Here is a 13,324-nt window from a genome sequence, read left to right on the forward strand (position 1 = left end):
AGTTATAATGATTATAAAGAAAATATTTAAAATATTATTTATAGAATCATATTATAAATTAGGAGGAGCCTTATGTCAGAAAAAGTAAGTGGAGCTAATCTCGGCTTTGAAAAAGAAATATTTGCAGCGGCTGACAAGCTACGCGGTAATATAGATGCGGCAGAGTACAAAAATGTTGTACTAGGGCTAATATTTTTAAAATATATATCTGATTCTTTTGAAGAAAGATACAAAAAACTTGTAGAAGAGGGCGATGGTTTTGAAGAAGACCGCGAAGAATACGTAGCAGAAAACATATTTTTCGTACCTAAAGAAGCCCGCTGGGATTACGTAGCTATTAAAGCAATGACACCAGAAATAGGACAAGTAATAGACAAGGCTATGGTATCTATAGAAGAAGAAAACGACAGGCTAAAAGGCATCCTTCCAAAAAACTACGCCAGACCAGAACTAGATAAGAGACGTCTGGGAGAAGTTGTAGATTTATTTAACAACCTAAAGCTAAAAGAACATGGAAATTCCAAAGATATCCTAGGCCGTACATATGAATATGCCCTAGCTCAATTTGCCTCCCAAGAAGGTAAAAATGCAGGAGAATTCTATACACCATCAAGCATTGTAAGAACTTTAGTAGAAATCTTAGAACCATATGTAGGTAGAGTCTATGATCCTTGCTGTGGGGCAGGTGGCATGTTTGTCCAATCAGCAAACTTTGTAGAACGCCACCAAGGCAGGGTCAACCAACTTTCAATCTATGGCCAAGAATCAAATGCCAATACTTGGAAGCTAGCTCAAATGAACCTTGCTATTCACGGATTAGAAGGTGACCTAGGAAAGGGCGCAGCAGATACATTTTTCGAAGACCAACACCAAAGCATGCGTGCAGACTATATCCTAGCCAATCCTCCTTTTAATATGAAAGAATGGGGAGGAGATAAATTAGTAGAGGATGTTAGATGGAAATACGGTCTCCCAGAAGGAAATGCCAATTTTGCATGGATGCAACATATGATCTACCACCTAGCACCAAAAGGGAAACTTGGCCTAGTCCTTGCCAATGGATCCCTATCAGCAATCGGAAAAGATGGAGAAATTAGAGCAAATATTATAAAAGATGACCTAGTAGAAGCCATCATAGCCATGCCGAATAAACTTTTCTACTCAACAGGTATATCAGTTTCTCTATGGATAATCAACAAAGACAAAAAACAAAAAAGTAAAACCCTATTTTTAGATTGTAGAAATATGGGCCACATGGTAGACAGGGCCCACAGAGACCTATCAGTAGAATATATAGCAAATATATCTGAAACTTATAAGAATTTTACAAATGGTAAAGATATAGATCAAGCTGGATTTGCCCATGCAGCTGATATAGATGAGATAGAAGAAAACGGATTTGTCCTAACCCCTGGTAGGTATGTAGGACTAGAAGAAGTAGAGGATGATGGCGAGCCCTTTGAAGAAAAAATGGAAAGGCTGACCAATGAATTAGGCTTGCTTTTTGCCGAATCTAATAAGCTAGAAGAAGAGATAAGAGCACAGATTGGGGAGCTCGGTTATGGAGTTTAAGACCTTAAAATTAGAAGATATTGTGAAAATCAATAAATCATCTTATAAGAAGGAATGGAATTGGAATAAGGCATATTACCTAGATACTGGAAATCTAACAAAAAATACTATAAATGACATAGTTGAGTTTGATTTAAAAGTAGAAAAATTGCCTTCTAGAGCGAAGAGAATCACTCAAAAAAACAGTATTCTTTACTCAACTGTAAGACCAAATCAAGAACATTATGGATTTATAGAAGATGATTTTAAAAATTTATTAGTTTCAACAGGCTTTGCTGTTATAGATACAAATACTTCTAAAGCTGTTTCTAAATATATTTATTATTACTTAACACAGCCAAATATTACTGACTACTTGCAAAAAATTGCTGAGGATTCAGTATCAACTTATCCAGCTATTAAGCCATCTGATTTGAAAGAGTTGTCAATAAAATTGCCTAGAATAGAAATACAGCTAATAGTATCATCAATTTTATCAAATTTAGATAAAAAAATAGAAACAAATAATAAAATCATAGAAAACCTAGAAACCCAAGCTCAAGCTATTTTCAAATCATGGTTTGTAGATTTTGAACCATTTCAAGATGGGAACTTTGTAGAAAGTGAATTAGGATTGATTCCTAATGGTTGGAATATATCTAATCTTGGAAGAAAGTTTAATATAGAATATGGAAAAAACTTGCCGACCAAAAACTTAAAAAATTATGGGTATCCGGTATTTGGTGGTAATGGTGAGATTGGGTTTTACAGTGAATATTTATATGAGAAACCAAGGATTATAGTTTCTTGTAGGGGAGCAGCTTCAGGAAAGGTTGGATTTTCAAAACCATATTCATTTGTTACTAATAACTCACTAGTATTTAATGAGATAGATGAAAACTACTTTTATTATTTTGGTGAATTATTCGATTTTATAAATTTTGAAAACTACGTCACAGGTTCTGCTCAACCTCAACTAACAATAAAAAACGTTAAAGATATTAAAATCATAGTTCCAACAATAGAGGTTATTGATAGATACAACAGGATTATGAAACCATTTATTCAATATAAATATTTCCTATCAGAACAAAACCAAACCCTAGCCCAAACCCGAGACACCCTCCTACCAAAGCTAATGAGTGGGGAGATTGATGTTTCTAATATAAAGATTGATGATGAGGATATAGATTATGAGTGAGATATATCTAGAAGATGGATTTGAAAAAGTATTTATAGAACATATCGAGGACCTAGGATACACATATATTCCCCACCAAGAAATACTAAGGGATAGTATGAAGGCAGTGCTTGCTAGTGATATTTTAGCTGATGGTCTAGTAGATATTAATCCAGATATCTCTATGGAGGTTATAGACCAAGCTATCTATAAAATAAAAAATATAGATGCAGGTCTTTTGGTAAATCGTAACGAGGTCTTTTTTGACTACCTACAAAATGGGATAGAAATCTCTTATTATGAAGATGATGAGCAAAAAACTTCTACTGTTTACCTTATAGACTATGAAAATATAGAAAATAACTCTTTTGTAGTGACTAATCAACTTACTATCATTGGCAAGGATACCAAAAGACCTGATATTATTTTATATATCAATGGTCTGCCTTTGGTTGTTATAGAGCTTAAATCTATGACTTCTATTAACTCTGATATAGATAGTGCCTTTAGGCAAATACAAAATTACCAATATGACATAGAAAATCTATTTGTCTATAATGCCTTTAATATTATCTCTGATTTTACTACTACAAAAATTGGGACTATTACCGCGGGCAAGGCCTGGTATAAGGAGTGGAAGTCTATCGATGGGTCCTATGAATCTACCCAGTATGCAGATTATAAGACTTTGCTTTCTGGTGTTCTTAGCAAGGATAGGTTTTTAGATATTATAAAAAACTTTATTTTCTTTGAACATAAGGATGATGGTACAAATAAGATACTAGCTCAGTACCACCAATATTTTGCAGTTCACAAGGCTGTTAACTCCACAATCGATGCTATCAGATCAGGTGATGGCAGGGGTGGAGTTTTTTGGCATACCCAAGGATCGGGTAAATCATTATCCATGGTTTTTTATACTGGATGTATGATGCGTACTTTAAGCAAGCCAACTTTTGTAATACTTACTGACAGAAATGACCTAGATGACCAACTATATGGTCAATTTGCTAGAGCAGCTAAATTTTTAAGGCAAGAGCCTATTCAAGCAAGCTCACGTGAGAACTTGCATGAGCTTTTGGACAACAGGACTAGCAATGGAATATTTTTCTCAACTATGCAAAAATTTGCAGAATCTGAAGAAGCCTTGACCCTGCGTGATGATGTGATTGTCATAGCTGATGAGGCCCACAGGTCCCAATACGGTATGCGAGAAAAAATGACCAAAGACGGGAAAATCCAATCCGGTATGGCAAGATTGGTTAGAAAATCTCTACCAAATGCTACTTATATTGGTTTTACTGGTACACCTTTAAGCGAGAACGATAAGGACACCCAAGAAATATTTGGCCGATATATCGACGTATATGATATGGCTCAGGCTGTTGAGGATGGAGCTACCAAACCGGTTTACTATGAAAACAGGGTAATCAATCTAGGCCTTAACCAAAATATCCTAAGTCAAATTGATAATAAGTACGATGAGCTTAGCGACCATGCCAGCGAAATGGATATAGAAGCTAGCAAAAGAGAATTATCCCGCCTTGAACAAATCATAGGATCAGATGAAGCCATAGATACTTTGGTAAATGATATAATTAGCCACTATGAAGAAACTAGGGAAAAATTATTGACTGGCAAGGCTATGATAGTTGCTTATAATAGGCAAATAGCAGTTAAAATTTATAATAAAATCCTAGAAGTCCGCCCAAATTGGAATGAAAAAGTAAAGGTAGTAGTAACTGCAAACAACAATGACCCTATAGAATGGAAAGAAATTATAGGGAATAACTCTGATAAAGAAGAGTTAGCAAAAAGATTTAAAGATGACAATGATTCCTTTAAGATAGTTATAGTTGTAGATATGTGGCTGACAGGATTTGATGTGCCTTCCCTTTCTACCATGTATGTCTATAAACCAATGAAAGGCCACAATCTCATGCAGGCTATAGCCAGAGTTAACCGTGTTTTTGCGGATAAAGAAGGAGGGCTCGTAGTAGATTATATTGGTATAGCAAGTGCTCTAAAAGAAGCTATGAGCAATTATACTAAGGCAGACCAAAAACAAATAGAAAATGCAAATATTAGGGATTCGGCATATCCTATGTTTAGGGAAAAACTTGAAGTATGTAGAGATGTATTTTTCTGTAATTTTAATTATTCAATGATATTTTCTGAAAAAATTAAACCTAATCAATTAGCAAACCTCATAACCGAAGGGCTAAATCATGTGTTGACTTTTTCTGAAGAAAAACAAAATTCTTTTAAAAGAGAATCCTACGCATTAAAACAGGCCCATACCTTATGTTCTTCTATAACAAACGAAAAAGAACAAAGAGAAGCTGCATATTTTGAAGCTATACGCACAAGTTTAAATAGGATTACAGGTCATGGTAAATTAAATAAAAATGAAATCAATGAACAAATAAGTAAACTTCTAGAGCAATCCATTCACAGTGAAGGGGTTATCAATCTTTTTCAAGATTTTGACAAAGGATTTAGCCTATTTGACCCACTATTTTTAGAAAAAATTTCTCAAATGGAGCAAAAAAATCTAAGTATAGAACTCTTAAATAAGCTTATAGAAGATGAAATAAGAACTATATCCAGAGGTGATATAGTAAAGGGTGAGGAGTTTTCCGAAAGACTAAAACGCATTATGAAATCCTACAGAGAAAGCATGGTAGATAATGCAGAAAGTTTGGATAAGTTTGTAGGATTAGTGAAAGAAGACAAAGATGACTACAACCTTGGAACAATCAGGGAAGCTTTAATGAGTCTAGCAGAAGAAATTGTAAAATTAGAAGAAGAAAACAAAAGTCTAGGCTTAAGCCGAGAAGAATTAGCATTTTACCATGCAATATCAAAGCCAGAAAACATCCACGATTTTTATACAAATGAGGAGCTAATAACCTTTACTCAAGAACTAACAGAAGCAATATCAGAAGAAATGACCTCAGACTGGATGATGAGAGAATCCGGCCGAGCAAATATGAGAAGAGCCATCAAAAGACTACTGGCAAGACATAAATACCCAGCAGATAGCCGTAATAAGATAATAGATTTGCTTGTGGAGCAGGCTGAGTATTTTGATGGCATGGTTATATAAAAAGGAGATCTATAGATGGATAAATTTTTTAAGAAAAATAATGATGAATCAACAGAAATAAGAAGAGCAGAAATCAATGAAGAAGAATTGGCTAAAATCATGGCTGATAAATCTACAGTATCACATGGAAGTGGAAGGTCTTATAAATATGTAGTTTTACAAGTTACTTTGAAAGAAAAATTTATAGGAACTGGGTCTAAAAACTTATCTGAATTAGAAGCGGTGATTAACAAGCAAGCACAAAAAGGATACAAATTACATACTATTTCAACATCGGTAGGATCAAGTGTTGGCCTTGGCGGAGGGGATAGGATTCAAGCAACTATGGTATTTGAATCTATCGAATAGGAGAGATTTGTATTGGCAAGAGGAATAATATATGTAATGACAACAGTAGTGCCAGGTCTAATAAAGATTGGTAAGACTGATGTTAATAATTTTGATAATAGAATGTATGGATTAGAACGCCATGGTTATGCTAATGTAACAGGGCTTAGCCGTGAGTTTGCTATAGAGCTTGATGATTATGACGAAAAAGAGAAGCTCTTGCATGAGATATTCTCCAAGAGTCGTGTTCCTAATACTGAGCTATTTGCATTAGATATAGATTTAGTAACTCAGTTATTGTCTTCCTTTGAGGGGAAACAAGTTTATCCTGAGCAAAAGACAAAGAGGGAAGTCTTTTCTGAATCTACGGAGGAGCTTAGTCAGAAATCTGGAATTGAATCATTACCAGATGGGGAGTATTACTTAAATAGAAATGTAAGAGGATTCGGGAAAACACATGGAGTATTGATAAATAATGGAGGGACTCTCACTTTAAAGGCAGGGGCGAGGTGCGCACCAATCACTCATAAGAATCCACCTGAAGTAGTTAAATCAGCTCCAGTAGTAGATGGGATATTACAAAAAGATATAATATGTAGTTCTCCATCAATGGCAGCGTGGATTTTAGTTGGAAAAAATGCTAATGGTTGGTGGAATTGGAAAAATAAAGATGGCGAACCTATAGATATATATAGATATATTTAAGGATTATATGGAAGTAAAAGTAATTTTCTTATAACTATAATTAGTTCGATTAAATAAATGAATTTTAAGAAAGTACTGTATTAATAATTTCGATGGAGAAGAATATTAATGTATCTGGAATGTATATTGTTACCTAAAGATAATGATAAAGTAAAATCTATAACCCCTGCAGAACAGGTTTTATCTAAGAATGACTTCGTAAAGGATTTTAGTAAAAAATATAAAGAATGTAAACTTACAGTGGCATATCATAAGGAACCACTGGATCACTTGCTAGAAATAAATATAAAAGCTGATGGACCTATCGATAAGCAAGAGACCATACTTAACGAAATCAAGAAGATTATAAAAAAATCTAGTGACTTTAATGATTTCTATATTGTTTTTAGCTATGATGGAGTGTCAGATTATTACTGCAAAGTTTTATACCCTAAATTAATATACATCGAAAGAAGTATCAGAAATATCATATATGTAGGGGTCGTTAACAATTATGGTAACATGTGGATTGAAAGATTTATCCATCAGATAGATAAAGAGCATAAGAAGAATATTATGAGTAATATTAAAAAAAATGGGAAAAAAGAATGGTCTTTAGAAAATGCTCTTGAATTCGTTTATTTTTCAGATTTTAGAAATCTTCTTTTTAGAAATTATCCATATTTTAACAATAATGGAGAACAAAAAGTATGCTTCTGGAATAGGTATATAAACACAGATGAAACTAATTTTGTAGAGGAAAAGTTTCAAGAAATAATAGAGATAAGAAATATAGTTATGCATGGAAAAGAAATGAATCAAGATATTTATCAGAATAGTAATAAAGTAATTGAAGACTTTATAGATATAGTAAAAAAGGCTGAAAGGAAAATAATTAAGGATGAAATTAGTCCCTTGATTAATAATGAAACAAAAGATATGAAAAATAGATTTTATGCTAAAAATGTTGGAGGAGAACTTATAATAACTTCTATGAGTAATGAATTTTTAGGCGAAGATTATGAAGAGAATTAATATGAATTAATAATTATACTATAAGAGTAAATTGAGAATAATACATCCTCAACTTTATTCTAACTATTTCCCCAAAGACTCTTTCGAACTCTCTTGCCCTACTCAATCTTATAAAAAAACAAACCCACCTACCAGTCAATAAAGGAATTAGCTTGTAGATGGGTTTTGTAATGAGTATTTTAGCTTATGCCGGTATAAGTTTTAGTAATATATTAAGGAGGAGTCTTATACCGGCTATTTTTATATAAAGTGATTAACTAGCTGGGTTTTTTATAAGAAAACCATATGCTTATTAGAGTTAGTAGATCCATTAGCTTAAGATTTTATCATTACTTAGTTTTAATTATCTATATCATAAGAGAAGTATTGCAAAGGTTGGTTGATATAATCCGAAATATTTATTGGTGTAATTTTAAGAAGTAATCTCTTTAGTTAATAGCTTGTAGTGATAGATCTTAGTTCTGACTTTACCGCAATGATTTTCTTATTTTCCTGCCCTATACAAGTCAGTTTATTATTATATTTAATTTTGTCCTATATCTGGAGTTTTATATTATTCACCCAAAATTCTTAAGCTATACCTTTATCTGCCTAATATTTCCTCACTTTTACCCAAAGATATTTTATTTTAAAATCCATTTGACACCCCCAAATCCGCCGGTATCATAACATATAGAAATATTTCTATATGAGGTGGATTATGAGTATTGATTATGAAAATATATCTAAAAAGTTAAAGGCAATTTCTGATCCTAAGAGGCTTAAGATTATAGATATGTTATCTTGCGATGAGCTTTGCGCTTGTGAGATACTTGAAAAATTTGATATAAGCCAACCCACCTTATCTCATGATATGAGAAAGCTAGAAGAGGTTGGTCTTGTGTCTAGCAGAAGAGAGGGTAAGAATACCTACTACTCTTTAAATAAGGATCGTTTAGATGAGATTGAGGATAGTTTAAATCTTATATTTCATATCCAAGATGACTGTATTTGCAAGGTGTAAAATCCTAGGCAAATATTTTTTCTAAAACATATAGAAATATTTGAATGTGTCTATATGTATTTTGTTACATATATTATTATGGTTTTAAATTAAGGGAGGATTTTATGAAAAAGATGTATATATATGAAGATGCTATGTGTTGCTCAACAGGTGTATGTGGACCAAGCCCAGATGAAGAGTTGATGAGAGTATCTACTTTGATAGATAAGCTTACAAAAAGTGGGGCTAGCATTGATAGATATAACCTAACTAGCAATACTAAAGATTTTGTAGAAAACAAAATTATTAACAATCTTTTAGGGGAAAAAGGTAGAGATATCCTACCAGTTGTAATGATTAATGATGAAATTGTTATGACAGGTAAATATCCTAGCAATGAAGAATTTTATGAAATGTTATTTTTAGCTGATGATGCAATAGAAGAAACAAATAGTGATAGTGGAAGCTGCTGCTCTGGCAGTGGATGCTGCTGCTAATAGCAACAAGAAAAAGGAAGTGACTTTAAGTGAAACAATTTGATATTAAGGAAATCGACCTAACTAAATACTTATTTTTCACAGGAAAGGGAGGAGTTGGAAAAACTTCTACTGCCTGTGCTAGTGCAATAAGCCTAGCTGATATGGGCAATGAGGTCCTATTAATAAGTACTGACCCAGCTTCTAATCTTCAGGATGTTTTTGAAACTGAGCTTGATAATAAGGGTGTAAGGATAGAAGGTGTGGATGGTCTTACTGTTGCCAACCTTGATCCTATAGAAGCTGCTAATGAGTATAAGGAAAGTGTGGTTGGTCCTTACAGAGGACAGTTGCCTGATAGTGTAATAGAAAATATGGAAGAGCAGTTATCCGGATCTTGTACTGTTGAGATAGCTGCCTTTAATGAATTTTCTAAGTTTATAACTGCTTCAGACCTTAAAGATAAATATGATTATATAATCTTTGATACTGCGCCAACTGGCCATACCTTAAGGATGCTCCAACTTCCTTCTGCTTGGACGAGCTTTATCAGCGAAAGTACTCACGGAGCTTCATGCCTAGGTCAATTATCAGGTCTAGAAGATGAGAAAGAAACATACAAATTTGCTGTAGATACTCTAGCTGATGGCAATCTTACAAGCTTAGTATTAGTTGCAAGACCTGAGGAAACTCCTCTTCTTGAAGCAAATAGAGCATCTCATGAACTATCAGAACTAGGTATTAACAATCAAATTCTTATCATAAATGGTCTTTTAAGTGGCCATGATGATGAAGTTTCTGAAGCTTTCTATAAAAAACAAAAAGAATCCTTAGACAAGATGCCAGAAGGTCTTAAGGATCTTAAAACTTTCTTTATCCCACTTAGGGGATACAACTTAAATAGTATCGAAAACCTAAGATCACTTCTGATTGAGGATAAGGACTATACTAGTGATGTAGATATTAATATAAATGAAAACACAAGCCTAAAAGATATAGTAGATGACTTATATAAGAATGAGAAAAAAGTTATCTTTACCATGGGAAAAGGTGGTGTAGGAAAGACCACAATAGCATCTGCTATCGCTAAGGGACTTACCGATAAGGGGCAAAAGGTCCACCTAACTACAACTGACCCAGCCAACCATTTGACTGGCATGATTGAAGAAGATGACTTATTAACTATAAGCCATATAGATGAAGAGGAAGAACTAAAAAAATACCAAGAAGAAGTTCTAGAAAATGCTAAAAAAACCATGTCTGATGATGATTTGGAATATGTAAAAGAAGATTTAAGATCACCATGTACTCAAGAGATTGCCGTATTTAGAGCTTTTGCAGATGTGGTGGATAAGGCTGATAGTGAAGTTGTTGTTATAGATACAGCTCCAACAGGACATACACTTCTGCTTCTAGATTCTACAGAATCCTACAACCAAGAGATAGAAAAAAACCAAGGTAATGTTCCAGAATCAGCAAAAAAACTTCTACCTAGATTAAAAAATAGTGATGAAACAGAGGTCCTAATTGTAACACTTGCAGAACCTACTCCTTTCTATGAGTCTGTAAGACTTGAAGAAGACCTAAAAAGAGCGGGAATTTATAGCAACTGGTGGATTATAAACTCATCTATATACAAAACTGGCTCTACTAACAAGACCCTACAAGCTAAGGCTAATAGTGAGCTAGAATGGATAAATAAGGTTGACGAGCGCACAGATGGTAACTTCACAATAATCCCATGGTCTAGTGACCAAATCAAGGGATCTAATTTAGATAAATTAATTAAGTAGGTATATTATGACAGAAAAAGCAAAAGTTGCATTTATATGTGTTCACAATTCTTGCAGGTCTCAGATAGCTGAGGCCCTTGGCAAGAAATTTGCTGGAGATAAAATAGATTTTTACTCTGCAGGAACTGAGCTAGTAGCTCAGATAAACCAAGATGCAGTAAGACTTATGAAAGAAATCCACGGGATAGATATGGAAGAAGACCAGTATTCCAAACTCATAGATGACCTACCTGAAGTAGACTATGTCATCTCTATGGGTTGTAATGTGGTATGCCCAATACTTCCTTTCAAGCACAAAAAGTATGACTGGGGGATAGAAGACCCTACTGGTAAGTCTGATGAGGAGTTTATCAAAGTAATAGATGAAATTGAAGGAAAATTAAAGGACTTAATCAGTGAAATAGATGAGGAGTTTGGTAGATGAAAAAACAACAAGATATAAGCTTTTTTGAGCGAAACCTTACATTTTGGGTCTTGATATGTATGGCTATAGGTATTTTAATCGGACGCTTCCTACCTGCTATCCCAGAGGCTCTGGGAGAGTTTGAGTTTTATAATGTATCTATCCCAACAACCATACTTCTTTGGATTATGATCTATCCAATGATGCTCAAAATTGATTTTAAGAGTATAAAAAATATCAAAAACAATCCCAAGGGACTGTTTATAACATGGATTGCCAACTGGGTTATCAAACCCTTTACTATGTATCTTATAGCTAGCTTATTTTTCTTTGGTATTTACAAAAATATCATTAACGAAAATCTAGCATCAGAATACCTAGCAGGAGCAGTTTTATTAGGAGCAGCTCCATGTACGGCCATGGTATTTGTTTGGAGTAAGCTAACAAGAGGGGATAGTGCCTATACCCTAGTTCAAGTGGCGAGCAATGACCTTATTATATTAATTGCCTATATACCAATAGTAAGCTTTTTACTAAAGAGGGGCAATATCAATATACCTTGGGGGACTCTACTTTTATCAATCGTACTATTTATAGTAGTTCCCCTTATCCTAAGTATGATTACTAGAAACTATGTGATAAAAAATAAGGGTGAAGATTACTTAAATAACGAATTTATACCATCTTTTGATAAGTATACTATGGTTGGATTATTACTAACTTTAATAATTATATTCTCATTCCAAGGAATGAAAATTATCGACCAACCTCTAAATATTGCTCTTATAGCAGTACCACTTATACTTCAAACCTTCCTGATATTTGCTATTACCTTTGGTATGGCATATCTTGCAAAATTGCCTTATTCAATAGCTGCTCCATGCGGTATGATAGGAGCATCTAACTTCTTTGAACTAGCTGTAGCTGTGGCTATTTCATTGTTTGGCCTATCATCTGGTGCAACCCTTGCAACAGTGGTAGGAGTTTTGGTAGAAGTACCAGTAATGCTACTCTTAGTAAGAATTGCAAACTCACTGGAATATAAATTTAACCGATAATTGTATAAATATTTTTTAAAAATTATCATAAAAAATCAGCCTTAGTTATCCTAGGGCTGATTTTTATAATTGGCTATTATTTTATGTTTTATGTGATAAGTATATCAAATTTATAATTAGTGATTCACAAGCTGCAAATCTACAGTCGATAGCTATAATTTTTTAATACATTTTTTCTAAAATATTTTCATATCTAATTCAGATAAAATTTCAAATTTTATTTTCGATTTTACATGATTTTTAATAGTCATACGGTATTATAAATATGTAATGATAATCAATTTCAATGGAGGAATCAATGAGAAATTTATATATATACGAACCAAAATCAAATAGCGTAGATAGCAAAGAACTTGATAGGGTCAATACAATTGTTACTGAGCTTACTAATGTAGGTGCTGGTATTACTAGATATAGCCTAGATGATTCAAAAGAAAAATTTGATGAGAACAAAATCGTAACTAGATTTTTAGCTGAAAATGGAGAAGACGTACTTCCTATCGTTTTACTAAATGATGAGGTAGTAATAACTCGCAGGTATCCAGAAAATGCAGAATTCTATGAACACCTATTCCCAGATTCAGACCTTGATGATATGGATGATGAAGGTGGATGTGGCTGTGGTGGCGGTACTTGTAGCTGCTAAATACAACTTGAAAGATAGAGGTTAATTTTTATATAATTAATCTCTATTTTTGTACTAAATTGGGTTATAAATTTATCTGT

General features: G+C 33.5%; 12 protein-coding genes. All 12 read left to right on the forward strand.

The genetic code is table 11. The features are described from left to right. Positions 1-72: 72 nt before the first annotated feature. Positions 73-1,572 carry a type I restriction-modification system subunit M gene (locus ACCQ40_RS02155; protein ID WP_410032414.1) on the forward strand — a complete coding sequence of 500 codons (1,500 nt, stop codon included), beginning with the start codon at positions 73-75 and terminating at the stop codon, positions 1,570-1,572. After that, positions 1,562-2,752 carry a restriction endonuclease subunit S gene (locus tag ACCQ40_RS02160; RefSeq protein WP_410032415.1) on the forward strand — a complete coding sequence of 397 codons (1,191 nt, stop codon included), beginning with the start codon at positions 1,562-1,564 and terminating at the stop codon, positions 2,750-2,752. Before ACCQ40_RS02155 ends, ACCQ40_RS02160 begins: the two co-directional genes overlap by 11 nt. Next, on the forward strand, positions 2,745-5,840 hold the full coding sequence (locus tag ACCQ40_RS02165; RefSeq protein ID WP_410032416.1) for a type I restriction endonuclease subunit R: 3,096 nt from the start codon (positions 2,745-2,747) through the stop codon (positions 5,838-5,840). The genes ACCQ40_RS02160 and ACCQ40_RS02165 overlap by 8 nt, the downstream gene beginning before the upstream one ends. Before the next feature lie 15 nt (positions 5,841-5,855). Continuing rightward, positions 5,856-6,188, forward strand: a complete 333-nt coding sequence (locus ACCQ40_RS02170) for a DUF4177 domain-containing protein (protein WP_410032417.1) — start codon at positions 5,856-5,858, stop codon at positions 6,186-6,188. 12 nt (positions 6,189-6,200) lie between these two features. Then, positions 6,201-6,872: a DUF4357 domain-containing protein gene (locus tag ACCQ40_RS02175; protein WP_410032418.1), complete on the forward strand. Its 672-nt coding sequence runs from the start codon at positions 6,201-6,203 to the stop codon at positions 6,870-6,872. 108 nt (positions 6,873-6,980) lie between these two features. After that, the gene (locus tag ACCQ40_RS02180) at positions 6,981-7,886 is read left to right on the forward strand and encodes a hypothetical protein (RefSeq protein WP_410032419.1); all 906 of its coding nucleotides are present in this window, start codon (positions 6,981-6,983) and stop codon (positions 7,884-7,886) included. 700 nt (positions 7,887-8,586) lie between these two features. Further along, entirely contained in the window at positions 8,587-8,889 is a 303-nt protein-coding gene (locus tag ACCQ40_RS02185) for an ArsR/SmtB family transcription factor (RefSeq protein WP_410032420.1), read from the forward strand. Positions 8,890-8,993: 104 nt separating this feature from the next. Then, positions 8,994-9,365, forward strand: a complete 372-nt coding sequence (arsD, locus tag ACCQ40_RS02190; RefSeq protein ID WP_410032421.1) for an arsenite efflux transporter metallochaperone ArsD — start codon at positions 8,994-8,996, stop codon at positions 9,363-9,365. A 29-nt stretch (positions 9,366-9,394) separates the two neighbouring features. Next, the gene (gene arsA / locus ACCQ40_RS02195; protein ID WP_410032422.1) at positions 9,395-11,137 is read left to right on the forward strand and encodes an arsenical pump-driving ATPase; all 1,743 of its coding nucleotides are present in this window, start codon (positions 9,395-9,397) and stop codon (positions 11,135-11,137) included. 7 nt (positions 11,138-11,144) lie between these two features. Beyond that, positions 11,145-11,561, forward strand: a complete 417-nt coding sequence (locus ACCQ40_RS02200; RefSeq protein ID WP_410032424.1) for an arsenate reductase ArsC — start codon at positions 11,145-11,147, stop codon at positions 11,559-11,561. Then, positions 11,558-12,598, forward strand: a complete 1,041-nt coding sequence (gene arsB / locus ACCQ40_RS02205) for an ACR3 family arsenite efflux transporter (RefSeq protein ID WP_410032425.1) — start codon at positions 11,558-11,560, stop codon at positions 12,596-12,598. The genes ACCQ40_RS02200 and arsB overlap by 4 nt, the downstream gene beginning before the upstream one ends. Before the next feature lie 298 nt (positions 12,599-12,896). Continuing rightward, a complete protein-coding gene (locus ACCQ40_RS02210) occupies positions 12,897-13,244 on the forward strand; it encodes an arsenic metallochaperone ArsD family protein (protein WP_410032426.1) in 348 nt (115 codons plus the stop codon). Positions 13,245-13,324: the final 80 nt, after the last annotated feature.

The sequence above is a fragment of the Anaerococcus cruorum genome, from assembly GCF_046365495.1.
In the GTDB taxonomy this organism is placed as follows: domain Bacteria; phylum Bacillota; class Clostridia; order Tissierellales; family Peptoniphilaceae; genus Anaerococcus; species Anaerococcus cruorum.